Here is a 15942-nt window from a genome sequence, read left to right on the forward strand (position 1 = left end):
CACAGCCCGGGCGGTTGGAAACCGCGGCTACACAGACAAAACCCACCTCCGTGGGTTGAAGATGCGTCGGCGATTGAAATCGGTGACTCCAATCGCTTTTAGCGCCGTTTCTTGCCGATCGCGATTAGGGCGATCGCGCCCAACACCCCTGCAACAAATCCCCAACCAAGACTAGACCAAAAGACTGTATTCGCAGGGATTTGATTTTGCGTACCGTCGATTTTGCTAGCATAAGTGCTGGCATAAACTCCGCTGGTGGCAATTCCCACACCAGCCGCTGCAATTGTAACATTCAAAGTGCGATCGCTCTTAGCCCTCTCAATCTCAATAATCCCCTCAATCGTCTGAATCGCATTTTCCAACAACCTCAAACCCGGACTCAGACTCTTGTTATCGGCTTCCACTTGCGATAGATACTTTTCTTTAGCAAAATCGCTGAAGTGTGACATAAATTTCAAATCATTTGGGTCATTTCCCATCCTATCGCCTATTGTTTTTAGCCGCTTAGCATAATTTTCGAGATTAGTTGATATCGTACTTTCTTGTTCTTCTAATTCACTAATATAGTTAGCATAAACCAATAAAATTTTCAAACAATTAACTAAATTATATTGCAATTTTTTGAGGTCAATTTTATGGACATTAACCTGTTCAGGGAGTTGCTGAAAAATTTGTTGAATCGTCCGCGAAGCATCTTTGAGGTCAGATTTAAGCTGGCGGCTTTGAGTGTAAGCCCAAATTACCTTATTGCGGTAGGCAAATAATCGCATCAAATGCGTATAAAGTTTACCGACAGTCTTGCTAATCTCACGAATTGATTGACCACTATTGCAAGGAAACAAGCAAATTAAGACATGATAATTTTCGCTGATATTGCCCCTATCCCCTGGTGGCAGCCACAATTCGTAAAAATCAGCACCTAAAAATTGTCCTGCGGTTTGAAAGTCTCTTTCCCATTTAGCATTGGGGAATAGATTCAATTTGCTGTAGCAATTTTTAGCCGTTGCTAAAGCGTCTTGATCATCAGCCGTCAATTGTCCCCAAGCCACCCAACTTTGACCAATTGTAGCCACTGAATTTACACGAGAGATAATTTTTTCTGTCTGCCATCCTAAACGGTCGATTTCTTCGGGTGCGAATTTCTTGTCGTCTGGTTCTATTTTGCCAGACAAGTCAAATAGTGCGGCATAAGTATCGCCGATCTTGACAGGATAGCAATAACCATCAAGGGTAGACTCAAATGCTACTGTTTTTTCATTACCGAGTAACTTGATATAATCACCGGTTTCAGTTTCAGCTTGTCTGAGTTGTTCTAGCTGTGAAGGCGAGATTTTGTCGCCATAAATTTTTTGCCCAAACTGTTGGCGGTTTTTGCTAATCTTCTCCTCAGTTTGCCCGATCCCTTCAGCTAAATCGTAGACAAATAAACCGACTGTCGGGTAGATTAGCCAATTCTCGTTACTCATGATGTAAACGGTCTGCAATTAACGATAATATCTTTTTAGTTGCTTGCACTGAGTCGCCAGCTTTCAAGATTTCTTTGAGGAATTCTTTCAACTCACCTGGCTTGACTTGTGCCTCCACTGTATTGATAATTTGGTTTAAGTTTTTTCGATCGCTTATGTTGCCACTCCTGATGCTGTTACTAAGCTCGGTATTACTAGGGTTATCCTCCTCAGATTCATCCAGCAAGGCCTCTGATTTTTTGCTGCGGTTGTCGCCATTCATCAAACAATCATCAGCATATTCATAGGCTGCTAGTAGAGAGGGATGTAATTCGGCAAGTCTTTCGACATCCGCAATTGTGAAATTTTCACTGATTTTATTGAACTCTGATTGGACTGGTGCGGGTAGCTGTTCTGTTTGTTGGAGTATGGCAAGAATAAAAGCTATGATGTCGTGGTCTTCCATGTCTTTTATAATTTAGTTATGGGGAAAGGAACTTAGTAGTATGGATGCTGATAAATTTGATCTAACTTTATTATAGTCACATCTGGAATAAATTGGTTGCATCTTGCATGGCTTATCCCAATCCTTTGACTTGAAATGCTGCCCAGAAGTAATCACCAATAAAGATTTTCATGCGGCTTTTTGATTGAATCCGTTTGAGAGCATTTTGATAATATTTGAGGTTATTTTCATTTTTTTTTGCTGCGTCCTCATCTTCATTTGCCCTAGCATAAGTAATCCGGGTTTGATAGGTAGCAAGACAATTATAAACATCTCGCTCAATTTCTGGAAACTCTTGTTTAAGTTGTTGCCAGCTCAAGTTTTTCAACCAAAGTTGTGCCTCTCTAAGAGAGTCGGCTAAAGTTTCCAAGCTATTCTTCTGTTGACGCCACACTAAATGTAGCTTGAGCATTAGCAAAGCAGTTGCAAAATCATCAACACTCCAAAGGGTAGTGACGAGGGATGACAAACCAGCGTGAAATAATGCTCTTTCTAATCCTAATATCTCGCTGCCTGATCTTGTTAAATCTCCCTGACCAGTTAGACAGGCAGATAGAATCATTACCTTAGCGGCTGGATTTTCCAAAGCACCATCAAGGATTTGAGTGGCAGAGATTGTTTTATTATAAAGGCAGAGATAGGTTTTGTCTAAAGCGTCTTGCTCTGAATCAGACTTTCGATAGTTGCCGTGTCCGCTGTAATGGATAACTTCAGCTTGTTTGAACTGGTTCGCAAAATGTTCATCAACATCCGCATCTTTGAGAACTGAGGCTGAGTCATACAGTTGGGAAATCCGGTTGATTTCCACGCCAGACCAGAAAAGGTATTCTCTCGGGTTAGGATATTGCTCGACTCCAGCTACTAAAAACTTAGTGGGAATATCAGTATGTCGTAAGTCTTCTCGCTGTTTTAGTAAATACATGAGACTAAGACTAGGAGTAGTCTTGATGCGGAATCTCTCTATTAGCTGCTTGTCATCTCCATCGTACAAAATAGACCAGGGGAAAAATTGCAAATCGCTGTTGGCAACAATTGTGAGGGAGTTACAGCGAAGAGGAAGATGTTGTAGTAGAGGAATGATTAGGTTATTACTGAGCGGATCAAGGCTGTTTGTCTTCAAAATCAAATCCCTTTCCCTTTTCTCCACCTCACTAGCTATTCCTTGACATAGTGGTTGTAGCTTTGCAACAGTTTCAGGGTCGTCAACAACATGATGATGCAATTGCAAAGAGTCATGTTCTTTGTACAAGGCAAAGCAGACAATCTTATCCCAAGGCTTATTTTTAGCAAAGCTCACTTTATGGATAACGTGGAAGCAGAGAATCGTTTCTGTTTCAGCGATTGTCTGACTGTTCCATAAGACATCAAAGGGAATAGAGTTTTCTTCTGATTCGCTGGAAGTTTTCCAGGTAAGCGGTTTTACTTCGACTAGGGTAGCAGATACTGGGTCGATAGCTTTTAGTTTAGCAACCAGAGAGTCCCGATTCTTAAGGAGATTCTTTAACCTTTGCTTCTTGTCTGTGTAGAATTTTTTTTCTAGCCGAGGTTTGAGTGGAGGAAACTTGGCGATGAAAGGGGCTTCGTAGATACTGGATTGAGAAAAATAAATAGTGAAATCGAGGTTTTGGATTTCACCAATCAATTGTGCAACTTGGTTAGACTCATTTATTGAACCTAAGCGAGACGTTTTTCTGGATACTAAATCTAGGATAGCCCGTGCTGTGGCTCGTTCAGTATACTCAAAGGCAAGTGATAAATTTCCTAATTTAATTAGGGCATCAATAGCCCAGTCATAGTATTCTAAATAACTACTGCCAAAGCCTAATCCTAGCTGATCGGTGCTGACGCTGTGACGAATACCTTCATAAGTTTCGATACCTCTAAGAAGTGTGTGCAAGCCGTTTTCCGTAGAACCTGTATTGATCAAAATTTTACCCTGACAGCATTGGAGAAAAGCTAATTCCATTTCTCGTCCATTTCTTTTAGCTGAATCAATGCTATCTTTCAATATCTTTTTCAATAGCTCTTCCAATCCTTCTTCCAATCTATGATTGCCGAACAAGTTGACAGATTTAGAGTCACTAGCTAATAGATAGACTACAGGGATTAGCTTGATATTATCTTTGGCAAATGAATTATCAATTAAAATTTTTATACCTAATATATTCAATGACTGTCTTTTAATTAAAGCTGCATCAATTTCTTCTTTTACCGGCAAATAATTATTATCTTGAGTAGAAATAAACCTGTAAATTTTACTTTGTGTTACAAAAATCAAACGTAAGGTATTTAATAAAATAATTAAATCTTGCTGATTATTTTTGATAAATATCAGCTCATCTTCATCTTCTTCATATTCTTCATCTTCCATAAACATAAAGCTAATAAAATTTTAAAAAAAATCTTCGGGTGCTTTAGCCTTCCACAATATAGTATTCATATCATTATAATTAAATATATCTGGTAAACTAATTAATATCCTAACTATTTTTCCCCAGCTCAAGCATTCAACTACAGCTTTGTCAGCCTTATCAGAATAAGCATTTCTAGCAAAATCTGCCCTCATCAAATTGGCAATGTAACTGAGTTCTGACAGTTGATTTTTCTGGACGAGCCTATTTGAATAATTAATAACGGAATTCAAAGGTTTATACTGAGATGTCTCAATATAATAGTAGCAGACTTCACTGAATATATTATCTATAAGACTAGGTACTACTTTTTTGCCAGACTTAGTTTGATTTTTTGCGGACTCCCACAGACTGCTATAAATTATATCGGCTTGCTTCAAATCCCCTAAAAGAAGAAGCTTAGCAGCTATACTACTCACAAGCTTAATTTTTTTGTCGTCTACACCAAAAATATCTACACCAAAAATATCTACAGGAAAAAACTTATTTTTTGCATTAACATAGTTTTGAGAAAATTTAGCTGCAAATTTTCTCATTTTTGCAGATTTGGGTGTAGAATCACTTGCTAAAGCATAGGAAAGTCCTGCATCTACAATACCTATTTTTAGAGAATCTGAAAATATCAAAAAGGGAGATAAAAATTCTATAAAGTTAATTAACTTATGAACACAACTCCAAATAAAATCAGAAATTGCTCTATTAATATTTAATTTAAAGCCAAAAGGAAAAAATATTCTTATTATTATCGTTAGTATCTTGATGATTCCAAAAGATAAAAATGTTAATCCATTAATTACCGTAAAAGCCATCATTAAGAATCCAACAACCCATTTAAGTAAAGCGTAAGGTATTGTCCACCAAGGGAATTCTTTGACAGGTAATGGAGAATAAGAATCAGGACTTACGTTGAAGTATTCTGCTGTTAAATTTAATAGTAAATTGGGGTCAACTGAATAATCTATTATTGATAGAGGTGCGATGGCTAGGTGTATTATCAATAATACGAGACAAACTATAACAGGAGTATAGCTAGCGACTGCAAGTAAAACTAATCCCATTGTCTTCAGTATTTTAATAGTAAAAAAAAGAAAATTAGATGATACAGGATTGTATTTTGGAGAACGAGATTGAATAATAACATAAATAACGTATACTATTAACAACAATAGCATACCCAAAATAAGTAACAGAATAAATAAAGGAATTGCCAAAAGAGAAGCAATAAGTGGATTGAAAATCAATTCTGGTTTTTTACTGAAAAAATCGACTATAGAAGAATAAAAATAATTAAAAACAGAAAGGGATTCTAAGAGACTGAGAGGTGCAATTATACTAAAAACAATAAAATTCAATATGCATAAATTTTGTTCTAGTCGTTTAATTGATTCTATAATTATTGCTGGCCATGATCGGCTCATTTGTTTCAAGATTTTAATAAATACTAAAGCTCCGATACTTGTACTTAAATTTGGAATGACAGTGCGAATAAAAATTTTAAATTTTAGACCTTCAGGCGGAGGTGAAACTTGCCATATCACAAGGGTTACACAATAAATAATTAGGCCTAAAAGCCCTATTTCTATTGCCTGTCCAAACCATTTTTTTAAGTTCATCTTCTGTTTTGCTAATGAATACTTGATATATAATCGGGAATTATAACATTTTCAGTACAATTTTGCAACTCTCAAATCCCCACTTTTGTACCATGTACACACCAGTTCAGGACTTGCACGGGATGGGAGGTAATTGCGGTTATTCGATCGCCCAATCCCAACGCAAAACAAAAAAATGCTATAATATCAACTTTAACTCCTAAACTTGTCCAGCAAACAAAGCAGAAAGCAAAATAACACGCTCGTTATTACCTCCCCAAAAATTGCCAGATTTCGCTCCGAATTAGCCGCCTATCCCGAAGCTTTAAAAGCCCTCGACGAAATAGAAGATTGCGAGGTAAGTATCGAATATTTTTCAACCCGCTTTCGTCAGGTTTCGTTTGTGTCGCCGCGAATTCGATTCGCCGGGAATCTCAATCGCCCGCAATTTCAAGCACTATTTTACCCGTTACTGAGCCTGTTTCTAACAACTCGTGCGCAGCTTGAGCTTGTTCTAGCGGGAAAGTTTGGCTGACGTGAATTTTGAGCAAATTACGATCGCACAAACGAGCACACTGCTGCAAAATCTTTGCCTGCTGTTGCTGTTCCTCCACCAAATTTTGCAGCATCGGAGTTAACATTAACTCCAGACTAATCCGCAGATTCCGCATTCTCGCTGTTTTCAAATTGCCCAAAGCCGGATCTGGTTCCAAAATTGTTACCAAATCTCCGTAAATCTTCACAGCCGGAATAGTTTGGTAAAAAGTTTCTCCCCCGACTGTATCAAAAGCCAAATCAACTCCTTGGCCCTCAGTCCAAGCCAAAACCCGATCGACAACATCCGTATTTTTGTATAAAATAACTGAATCTGCACCTAACTGCCGTACAAACTCGGCTTTTGCTTCGGAACTAACAGTAGTGCAAACCTCAGCACCCTGCAACGAAGCCAACTGTACCGCGACGTGGCCGACACCGCCTGCACCTGCTAGAATGAGCACTTTCTGACCGGCTTGCAAGCGCCCTCGATCGTACAGCGACTCCCATGCTGTAATTAGAACTAAGGGTGCAGCCGCCGCCTCAACAAAACTTAAAGCAGCAGGCTTGATGGCGAGAAAACGTTCGTCTACAACGGCAAACTCAGCGTAAGTACCGATCGACCCGCCTAAACCCCCGTGGCAGAAAAAAACCTCGTCTCCGACTTGGACACTCTGCACCTCAGCACCGATAGCTTCTACCACTCCAGCACCGTCGCACCCCAAAACGTGAGGAGTTTTCTCGGGGTAAAATGTGCCGCGCGATCGCAACTTAGTATCTATCGGATTGATCCCCGCCGCCCGCAACCGCACCAAAACTTCAGTTTCTGTTTGTATAGTAGGGGCTGAGATATCTTGCAGTTTCAATACGGATGGGCTTCCGGGAGTTTCAAAAACGATCGCTTTCATAGCAGGGTATTAACTCTATTTTCGCCTTCACCTCCAATCCTACCTTGTATTCGTTACTCATCCGTGACGATACTTAGTTATTTTTAATAATATAGACTGCCTTTAATTCAACTGACAATTGACAGTTGACTTGGGACAGCTACCTCTATCTCGAAGTCCGAGGATTGGAGTGATGAATAATCTGATTTTAATTTCTCCCGATCGGGATTCCGGCTTTAAACCAATTCTTTCTGCTAACTACTATAATTGTCGAGCGGTGCTAATCGATGTTCGAGCTAGATTTATTTTTTTACTTTGAGATTCTTGCATACCTTCTGGGATTATCGGCGACTTTAGTCTTCGCGATCGCGATTTATCTCAAGTGGCACCGAAGGCATCCCAGTCTGCCAACTGCCGAAGAGCAACCGCAGTTGGCAGAATTACAGCCAGATTTATCTGCGAGATTGAAAATTAGGAAAAACTTGTTGATTTTCCCCAACTCAAATCTGTTGGCGATCGCTGACAGCTTCTTGGGTAAACTGTTAGGTATTGGCTACAATCTATTCTTAGCCCAGCAACAACGCCCAACTGTGAATTCTTCGCCTCTTGTAGGGCCTTCCACCAGCAAAACCGTTAGTCTGAGCATCGAGGGTTCGATCGACCAAAATGCCGATAGCCCTCCTAACGACAACCCTCCCAAAGCCACCACTTCCCCGCAATTAGAGGAAGACTTGCTAGGTGACATCCTGGCAGGTACTAATTCGCCCGGGGGGACACAATTCTTTGATACCTTAGTTCCCCACTTAGCCTCAGCACTAGGAGTTCGCAGCGCCATTGCTGCCAAATCGATTAAATCGATCGAACGCGCCGATCTAACTCCCGATAAATTACAAGTTATCAGTTTTTGGAGCGACGGACAGCCACAGCCAAACTTTGAGTGCAACACTGCCAATACTCCCGAAGCGCTGGTGTTTGAGCAGGGAATGTACTCCTGTCCAGACCGCCTCATGGAAACCTTTCCTGAAGACCGCAGACCGATCGTTACAGGTTCGCGCAGCTTCCTGGGAATCTTGCTGAAAAACTCCTACGGCGAACCTTTGGGCATTATTTGTATTTTCCACGATCGCCCCCTACTAGAATCACATCTTGCCAAATTTCAGCTAATTATTAGCATCTTTGCCGGACGGGCGGCTGCCGAATTAGAGCGACAGCGCCTAGAAGCAGCACTCTGCACCGTAGAAGCGAAATACTGCGCGCTTGTAGAACAAATGCCGGCTGTCACCTACATTTCTCCCCTCAACCGCAGCGCTGCCAAACTTTACATCAGCCCGCAAATTGAGACTTTTCTGGGTTATTCTGTAGCTGAATGGAAGGCAGACCCAGATCTGTGGCTGAAACTCGTTCACCCAGAAGACCGCGATCGCGTGTTAGTTGAAAACGCTACACAGAAATTTACCGAGGGAGAAGATATCTTTAGCGACGGGCCGCTGGTGTCAGAATACCGCGCGATCGCCCGCAACGGTAAAATTGTCTGGTTCCGCGATCGAGCGATCGCAGTTCGCGATCGAGCCAGCAACTCCGTCATCCTTCAAGGCGCAATGTTTGATATCACAGAGACTAAAGTAGCTGCCAGCGCCCTGCTAGAAAGCGAATACCGCTATTACACTTTAGCTAAAATACTGCCAGTCGGGATTTTCCGCGCCGACGCTGCGGGAGATTGTTTGTATGTCAACGAGCGATTTTTGGAGATGGCGGGACTGACTGCGCCAAAGGCATTGGGCGAAGGTTGGGCCCAAAGTTTGCATCCCGAAGACCGCGATCGCATTTTGAGCCAGTGGTATCGCGCTGTCAAAGATAAATTGCCTTGTAAGTTAGAGTACCGCTTTTGCAACGGCGACCTCACAACCTGGGTATTTTGGCAAGCAGTGCCGGAAATTGACAACAATGGAGCAGTTCTGGGCTATCTCGGCACGCTGACAGATATCAGCGATCGCAAGCAGGCAGAATTCGCGCTGCAACAAGCCGAAGAAAAATACCGCAGCATCTTTGAAAACGCGATCGAGGGAATTTTTCAAACGAGTGCTGACGGACGCTATATCAGTGCCAATCCGGCTTTAGCCAGAATTTACGGCTACGAGTCGGCAACCCAACTGATCGCAAACATCCACGATATCGAGCACCAACTCTACCTCGATCCCAACCGCCGCGTCGAGTTCTTGGGTGCGATCGAAAAACACGGTTCTGTGTCTGAGTTCGAGTCCCAAGTTTACCGCGCTGACGGAACTACTATCTGGGTTTCCGAAAACGGCCGGGCTGTTCGCGACGCTGGTGGCAATTTGCTTTACTACGAAGGTACTGTCGAAGATATCACTCTGCGGAAAATAGCTGAAGAGAAGTTAGTACACGATGCTTTGCACGATACGCTGACGGGTTTGCCCAACCGAGCTTTATTTATGGATCGTTTGGGACACGCGATCGAGCTTTCAAAACGCCGTCCCGAGGTTTTGTTTGCGGTGCTGTTTATCGATCTAGACCGCTTTAAGGTGGTTAATGACAGTTTGGGGCATTTAGTGGGCGATCGCTTGCTGATCGCGATCGCCCAGCGCCTGGAAATCTGTTTGCGGGCTGGAGATACTGTTGCCCGTCTCGGCGGCGACGAATTCGCTATTTTGCTGGAAAATATCAAAAACACCGATGATGCGATCCACATTGCCGAACGAGTGCAAGCGGAACTGGCACAGCCTTTTTACCTCAACGAATATCAAGTTTTTAGCAGTGCTAGCATTGGCATTGTTTGTTCCGGTTTGCCACAGGATCCCAACAATTTTTCCGAATTTTCTAGTCCAGGAAATCTCGTCCATGTCGATCGGGAAACTGCTTTGTCTTGCCTATCTCCCGACTCTCCTGTTCCCGTCCCATTCCGAATATTGTACGATCGACCAGAAGAACTGCTGCGAGATGCAGATGCTGCCATGTATCACGCAAAGGGATTGGGCAAAGCTCGCCACGAAGTTTTCGACTTAAGTATGCACACTCGCGCCGTCGCCCTTTTGCAACTGGAAAACGAATTGCGGCGCGCTCTAGACTCCCAGGAATTTCAGCTTTACTACCAGCCCATCGTCTCTCTAACTAGCGGTAGAATCAGCGGTTTTGAAGCGCTGCTGCGATGGTATCACCCCCAGCGCGGTTTAGTAGCTCCCGGTGAGTTTATTTTAGTAGCAGAAGAAACTAGATTGATTGTACCTATTGGTTGGTGGATGATGCGATCGGCTTGCTGTCAGATCCACGAGTGGCACGAAAAATTCCCCGCAAATCCGCCGTTGACAGTCAGCGTCAACCTTTCTAACGAACAATTTAAACAGCCGGATTTAATCGATCGCATTCGTGAGATTTTACAAGAAACTCACCTTGACCCCCGCACTTTAAAGTTAGAAATTACCGAAGGCGTGATCGTGGACAATGCCGAATCAGCCGCCGCTATCCTCTCCCAATTGAAAAATTTAGAAATTGAATTATATATTGACGATTTTGGCACAGGCTATTCTTCTTTGAGCCGCCTGCACACTTTTCCCACTGATGCCTTAAAGATCGATCGAGCTTTTGTGAGCCGCATGACTGAAGATGAAGGAAACGAAGCTATTGTACAGACTATTTTGATCTTAGCCAGTCATTTAGGCATGGATGCGATCGCTGAAGGAATAGAAACCATCGAACAGCTTAACTTGCTCAGAGCGCTGCAATGCGAATACGGACAGGGATACTTTTTCTCAAAGCCTGTAGACACCATCACAGCCACAGGTTTGATCGAAAGTCAACCCAAATGGTAATCGCGAATTGGGAATTGGGAATCGGGAATTGGGAATCGGGAATTGGGAATTAGAAGTTAAAACATTCTTCCTTCTTCCTGAATTTCCCCCCTTGGGGGGGGCATCTGACGGGTGTAGGTTTTTGGGTAAAAGCCTTATCCCATAAGAGTTTGAAATTTTAAGAGGCAAAAGCCCAAAACCTTTGCACTGTCTAGATTTGCTGGGTTTTGCCAGGGGAAAACCTACACCTGTCAGGGGGGCATGGGGGTTGACTTTTTCCTTCTTCCTTCTTCCTTCTTCCTTCTTCCTTCTTCCTTCTTCTTTAAACTTTCGCTTCCAAAGACTTGAGAAACTCCGTATTTACGCCCGACTCCCGAGTCATAGCAATTTTTCCAGTACGAGCAATTTCCTTAATCCCAAATCTATTTAGAACCTGGACGATCGCCACCATCTTACCCGGATCTCCGACAACTTCCAAAGTCAGCGTATCATCACCAATATCCACCACTCGCGCTCTAAAAATCTGAGCTAACTCAATGATCTCCGATCGCGTCCCGCTAGCCGCATTAACTTTCAGCAACATCAACTCCCGTTCCACACAGGGAATTTCCGTTATATCCTGAACTTTCAGCACGTTAATTAACTTGTACAGTTGCTTGGTCAACTGCTCGATAATCTGGTCATCTCCCGGTACAACCATCGTAATCCGAGACACACCCACTTGCTCAGCCGGGCCGACGGCTAGACTTTCAATATTAAAACCCCGACGCGCAAACAAACCAGCAATTCGAGTGAGGACACCCGCTTCATCTTCAACTAAAACCGAAAGAGTGTGTTTCATTTCTCCAAAAAAAGACGCATTTTGTGCAATTCTACTGTCGCCCATTCGCCTTTTAGCAGAAGTGCACGCCCATTGAACCTGCCTTAGACATTTTATCCCGAGTTATTGGCCCTTCATGTCCGAGAAAAAAGCTCTTGATAAATTTCGCTTTTACCGCAGTCTCGATCCCCCTAAATCCCCCTTAACAAGGGGGACTTTGATAGCACTCCTGTCCCCCCCTTCTTAAGGGGGGTTAGGGGGGGATCGGCTCGATCTCAACCTTAAACCCGCCCCAACCCGGTACTGACGGCACCCGATCCAAGTTTTTTGTGTACGAACGTACACAATTACTCGATGGCAGAAAAAACTCTTCAAGTCTGGTGGCTGACGAAAACTGCAATTTTGACACCAATTGGTGACAAAACTGCGAAGTACCAAGCCACCATAACTTACATAAAAACCCGGTGTTGCAGCGACGGCATCTGGCGGCGGACTTGTTCTAATCGATCGGGATTAATCTCTGCGATCGCCACACCCGGTTCCTCTCCGGCATCCGCCAAAACCGCACCCCAAGGGTCTACAATCATCGCGTGACCGTGAGTTTGACGGCGGCCGTAGTGGTGTCCAGTCTGCGCTGGGGCGATCGTATAACAAGTATTCTCGATCGCCCTCGCTTGCAACAAAACCTTCCAATGATCCTTGCCAGTGTAAGCAGTAAACGCCGCCGGCACGAACAAAACATCAGCACCCTTGTGCGACAAATGCCTGTAAACTTCCGGGAACCGCACGTCATAGCACACCGAAAGTCCCAGCGTCCCCAACTCCGGCGACACATAAACCGGCGGCAAATCTTCACCAGCTTTCACCGTGTTTGATTCCCTGTAAGTAATCCCGTCTGGCACATTCACATCAAACAAATGTACTTTTTTGTACCTTGCCACTTCGCTACCGTTTGGGTCTACTAGCAAGCAAGTATTGTATACCTTCCCCCCATCCGTCGGCACGGGAAATCCGCCGCCCAGAATCGTCACCTGGAACCGCTGGGCCATGGTTTTGAGGAATTTTTCGCTTTGGAGTCCGATCGCCTCTGCTTGAGCAATCTTCTCCTCCTCTTCTCCCATAAACGAGAAATTTTCTGGTAAGGAAACTAACTCCGCACCCCGACGCACTGCCAGGTCGATTAATTCCTCTGCCTGCACCAAATTTTTTTGCAGGTCAGGCAAGCTAGTCATTTGAATTGCTGCGGCGAGATAAGACTTCATCGATTCACAATATTAGTCATTAGTCAGTTGTCAGTTGTCAGTTGTTAGTTGTTAGTTGTTATTGGTTCTTGGTTCTTGGTTCTTGGTTCTTAGTAGCTATGCCCCATGCCCCATGCCCCATGCCCCATACCCTATGCCCCATGCCCCATGCCCTATGCCCCATGCCCTATGCCCACTTCATGTTACTGAGAAAGTCTATAGAGTTTGAGAGTTTTGATGTTTGAGCTTTAAATTAACCTTTAACTCATCACTCAAAACTCAAAACTCTCAACTTTTTTGCCCTAATTTTTGAGACCTAATTCCGGTCAAATCTTAAGGCATCGGATGGAAAAGCAAGTCAGGGAAAAAGCGGTTAAATTCAATCAAACCCGCAGCTTGAATAGAGAACCAAAGTGCTGCCAATACTGGTGCGCTTGAAAGAAACTTGAGAAAATATTGCATGAATTCTGCTCCTGAAAATTCGAGACAGTTGGTAATTGCCGATCGCTCGGTAAGACACTAATTGCTAACTTGCAGTTAATCGATTAACTGTTAGCTATTAGCCTTGGCTCCATTTCCCTATTTTAGCGGGGGGAAACAGTAATTTCGTCGTCCTTGGCAAACATTTCACCAGTGGTGATTTCTTTGAGTGCTGCCAGAGGCCACAAAAAGCCAGTCAGCATACAGGAGATTGCCACAGGAACGTCGATAATAATCTCTTTTTCCTCTGGAGTTGCAGATTTTTTGGCAATTTGCAGATAAGCGCGGCCTACCCAACCAATCCAACCAGCAATATACAAGAACAGCACGCTAGGAATCAAAAAGTCGCCAGCCTTGTCCAAGCTGCCGTCTACGATTAAGTGCGGGTATCCTTCCGGGCCGCACATAGCTTGAGAATACATCTCGAATCTTGCCTTGGCAGATGCCGGATCGCCATTGGTAGAACGTGCATTTTTAGCCAGTTCCTTGAATTCGGGAGAGTCCTTGCACGGCACTAAATTGTAAGCCGAAGCAACTGGAACAAAACTGATCCACAGACTAACCACTAAAATTGCAGCAAACAATCGTCGCATGAAATTGTTTCCTTTTGTTACAAAACAATAAGTTTTTGTACAAGCATTTCAACTTGCCGATCGCGAATCCAGATTACCGCACTTGCTGAGGGTGTAAAGTCTCCATCATAGAGGCGGCAAAGCCCAAAAGAATGAGGGATTCGGGTTTCATAGGTCAGTGCGAGAGCTTAGTAATACCGCTAGGATATTCCACAGCTTGCATTATAATTCGATCGCCTCCGACCCACTCCAACGGCTGGCAAATATCCGCAAGCAATAACCTGAGAACAGATCGAGCCGGGGGACTTGCGCCGAATTCGTTAAGCTAGCAATAGCTAACCTATCAAATAAAATTACCAGTTAATGGCAACCATTTTCGCGATCGAAACAAGTTGTGACGAAACAGCAGCAGCAATTGTTAAGAATCGTCAAGTTTGCAGCAATGTTGTAGCATCACAAATTAAAATCCACGAGCAGTACGGTGGGGTAGTCCCGGAAGTGGCTTCGCGGAGTCACCTAGAAATGCTAAATCAGGTAATTGCCCAGTGTCTGAGTGAAGCCAACCTGAGTTGGTCAGAAATTGACGGCATTGCAGCGACTTGTGCCCCCGGTTTAGTAGGTGCATTGTTAGTCGGGCTGACAGCGGCGAAAAGCTTGGCAATAGTCCACCAAAAACCTTTTTTAGGCGTCCACCACCTCGAAGGGCACATCTACGCTTCTTACCTAATCGAACCAGACTTGCAGCCGCCGTTTTTGTGCTTGTTAGTTTCCGGGGGACACACCAGTTTAATTTATGTTAAAGATTGCGGCGTTTACGAAACAGTCGGACAAACGCGCGACGATGCGGCGGGCGAAGCTTTTGATAAAGTCGCCAGACTGTTGCAGCTAGGATATCCCGGCGGGCCGCTGATGGACAAATTGGCCGCCCTGGGAAATCCCCAAGCATACCCCCTACCTGAAGGCAGAATTTCCCTACCTGGTGGCGGATATCATCCCTACGACAGCAGTTTTAGCGGGTTGAAAACAGCAGTTTTGCAATTAGTGCAGAAACTCAAAAAACTAGATATTAATGCCGGTGGCGAAGGCGTCTTGGCTGCCTCTACAATTAATGATATTGCGGCGAGTTTTCAAGAAACAGTAGCGAAGGGTTTAACCAAAAGGTCGATCGACTGTGCGCTAAATTTCGGACTCACTACCATAGTAGTCGGCGGCGGAGTCGCAGCCAACAGCGGACTCCGAAAACATTTACAAGCAGCCGCAGTTAAGCACAACTTGCGAGTATTGTTTCCCCCATTAAAATATTGCACGGACAACGCAGCAATGATCGGCTGTGCGGCGGCAGAACACTTTCAGCGAGGACACACATCACCGCTAACATTGGGAGCCAATTCGCGGATGGCTGTTAGCGATATCATGGAACTGTACAATCTGAATGTTGATGCTTAGATCCGACGTACAGTTGAAACCGCGTCTGTACAAAGGAAGTATTTGTAGGGTGTGTCGCCCTCAAAAATGCCTAAAAGTCGATCGCAAATCTTGTAGCGACGAACCTTATACCATATTTGATGCAACAAACTCGAAAATTTATGGTAGCAAAATTTTTTATAAATTAGAACTCTTGCAAAAGTCAAATTTACCCCCCTTAGTCC

Annotated in this window: 11 protein-coding genes; 2 read left to right on the forward strand and 9 right to left on the reverse strand. The window is 43.7% G+C overall.

What is annotated here, in order from left to right; translation table 11 throughout:
* Positions 1–98: 98 nt before the first annotated feature.
* The 5 genes from JGK20_RS10665 to JGK20_RS10685 form a co-directional block, all read right to left on the reverse strand.
* Positions 99–1466, reverse strand: a complete 1368-nt coding sequence (locus JGK20_RS10665) for a hypothetical protein (protein ID WP_293230362.1) — start codon at positions 1464–1466, stop codon at positions 99–101.
* Entirely contained in the window at positions 1459–1911 is a 453-nt protein-coding gene (locus JGK20_RS10670) for a hypothetical protein (protein ID WP_293230364.1), read from the reverse strand. The genes JGK20_RS10665 and JGK20_RS10670 overlap by 8 nt, the downstream gene beginning before the upstream one ends.
* A gap of 112 nt (positions 1912–2023) precedes the next feature.
* A complete protein-coding gene (locus JGK20_RS10675; RefSeq protein ID WP_293230367.1) occupies positions 2024–4321 on the reverse strand; it encodes a CHAT domain-containing protein in 2298 nt (765 codons plus the stop codon).
* A 21-nt stretch (positions 4322–4342) separates the two neighbouring features.
* A complete protein-coding gene (locus JGK20_RS10680) occupies positions 4343–5974 on the reverse strand; it encodes a hypothetical protein (protein ID WP_293230370.1) in 1632 nt (543 codons plus the stop codon).
* 413 nt (positions 5975–6387) lie between these two features.
* Positions 6388–7395, reverse strand: a complete 1008-nt coding sequence (locus JGK20_RS10685; RefSeq protein ID WP_293183198.1) for a zinc-dependent alcohol dehydrogenase family protein — start codon at positions 7393–7395, stop codon at positions 6388–6390.
* A gap of 266 nt (positions 7396–7661) precedes the next feature.
* Here JGK20_RS10685 and JGK20_RS10690 point away from each other — a divergent pair, with 266 nt between their 5' ends.
* Entirely contained in the window at positions 7662–11201 is a 3540-nt protein-coding gene (locus tag JGK20_RS10690) for a GGDEF domain-containing phosphodiesterase (RefSeq protein WP_293205701.1), read from the forward strand.
* Positions 11202–11502: 301 nt separating this feature from the next.
* Here the strand turns inward: JGK20_RS10690 and ilvN are convergent, their stop codons facing one another.
* From ilvN to JGK20_RS10710, 4 genes are all read right to left on the reverse strand, one after another.
* A complete protein-coding gene (gene ilvN / locus JGK20_RS10695; protein WP_293128958.1) occupies positions 11503–12021 on the reverse strand; it encodes an acetolactate synthase small subunit in 519 nt (172 codons plus the stop codon).
* A 428-nt stretch (positions 12022–12449) separates the two neighbouring features.
* Positions 12450–13262, reverse strand: a complete 813-nt coding sequence (locus JGK20_RS10700) for a carbon-nitrogen hydrolase family protein (RefSeq protein ID WP_293183194.1) — start codon at positions 13260–13262, stop codon at positions 12450–12452.
* Positions 13263–13574: 312 nt separating this feature from the next.
* Complete coding sequence (gene psaJ, locus JGK20_RS10705; protein ID WP_293183192.1) at positions 13575–13703, reverse strand: photosystem I reaction center subunit IX; 129 nt, start codon at positions 13701–13703, stop codon at positions 13575–13577.
* A 122-nt stretch (positions 13704–13825) separates the two neighbouring features.
* Positions 13826–14314, reverse strand: coding sequence for a Photosystem I reaction center subunit III (locus tag JGK20_RS10710; RefSeq protein WP_293183190.1), 489 nt, complete (start codon positions 14312–14314; stop codon positions 13826–13828).
* Between the two features lie 342 nt (positions 14315–14656).
* On the opposite strand from JGK20_RS10710, the gene tsaD reads away from it, so the two are divergent.
* A complete protein-coding gene (gene tsaD, locus JGK20_RS10715; RefSeq protein ID WP_293205699.1) occupies positions 14657–15739 on the forward strand; it encodes a tRNA (adenosine(37)-N6)-threonylcarbamoyltransferase complex transferase subunit TsaD in 1083 nt (360 codons plus the stop codon).
* Positions 15740–15942 lie beyond the last annotated feature (203 nt).

Origin of the sequence: Microcoleus sp. PH2017_05_CCC_O_A (assembly GCF_020738785.1) — a bacterium.
GTDB lineage: Bacteria > Cyanobacteriota > Cyanobacteriia > Cyanobacteriales > Microcoleaceae > Microcoleus.